The 973-nt window shown below is 61.2% G+C and carries 2 protein-coding genes; both read left to right on the top strand.

Annotated elements, in window-relative coordinates:
* Positions 1-167 precede the first annotated feature (167 nt).
* Positions 168-743: a hypothetical protein gene (locus AC2TC0_RS16190; protein WP_484718483.1), complete on the top strand. Its 576-nt coding sequence runs from the start codon at positions 168-170 to the stop codon at positions 741-743.
* On the top strand, positions 740-973 hold a 234-nt coding region (locus tag AC2TC0_RS16185), incomplete at its 3' end, for a hypothetical protein (protein WP_484718482.1). The genes AC2TC0_RS16190 and AC2TC0_RS16185, both read left to right, overlap by 4 nt.

The raw sequence follows: 973 nt of genomic DNA, 5'->3' as shown, positions 1-973 counted from the left end.
AGCGGCGCCGACACCAGAATTGCAGCTGCCATTGCGGCGGCCAAGGTCGTTCCAAATTTCATAGATTCCCCCAATGCTTGCTTCTCCTGTAGCAGGAGCATTGTTGCGGTGATTCGGTCAAGCGGCAGCAAAGATAAATGGGTGGGGGGACTGAATTGACACAGACCATGAGCGCGCTGGCGCTGGTTGCCGTTGCTGTGCAGGGGGCGACTATCGCGCCTGCTGCCCCCGCCCTTGCTGTTGAACAGAAAGCGGCTGATTCCGTCCAGCCTGAGGCAACGCTCGCGGCGCCTCCGGTCTCTGCCGCCGCGGCTATCATCTTGCCTCGCGATACGCCCATTCACTTGATGACTCTGACCGAGGTGACCACCAAGACCGACACTATTGGCCACCGCTTCAAGCTGCGCGTCAATCAGCCGGTCGTTATCGGCGGCGCAACCGTCATCCCGGTGGGCGCGCTTGCCTGGGGAGAAGTGACGACCGCTGACTCCAGCGGCAATCTGGGCAAAGCCGGCAGCCTCACCGCACGGCTGCTCTATGTCGAATATGCGGGCCAGAAGATCCCGATTAGTGGCGACACTGCGGCTAAGGGCCGCACCGGCACCGCTGAGACCGTCGTCGGCGTGCTGAGCCTTGGGCTGCTCGGCCTCTTTGCCAAGGGCAATAATGCCAAGATTAAGGCTGGCGAGAAGATCACGGCCTTTGTGACCGACGACTTTACTCTCACTGCACCCGTCCCATGACTGTACTGTTGCTGGTCATCGCTGCTATCGCATCTGGCACCCAAGCCGAGCCGGAAACAGTAGTAGCGCCGCAAATGCCTGCTGCGGCCGAAACAGCGCCAGCAGCTGCGCCCGCATCTGCACGGCCTCAGATCCCCGATGGCACGCTCGTGCTGCTAACCCTCTCTGAGACGCTCTCGTCGAAGCGTCATGTCAAAGGCGATTTGTTCCGGCTCGCGCTCAGTGAGGAT

The sequence above is a fragment of the Sphingopyxis sp. sgz302558 genome (genome assembly GCF_057220455.1).
Note: the sequence above shows the minus strand (reverse complement) of the source record. Positions and strands in the feature narration are given on the sequence as shown.

What these genes read in the sequence shown, in the direction of transcription:
- AC2TC0_RS16190 (WP_484718483.1), top strand. Translation starts at nt 168, where the DNA reads ATGAGCGCGCTGGCGCTGGTTGCCGTTGCTGTGCAGGGGGCGACTATC.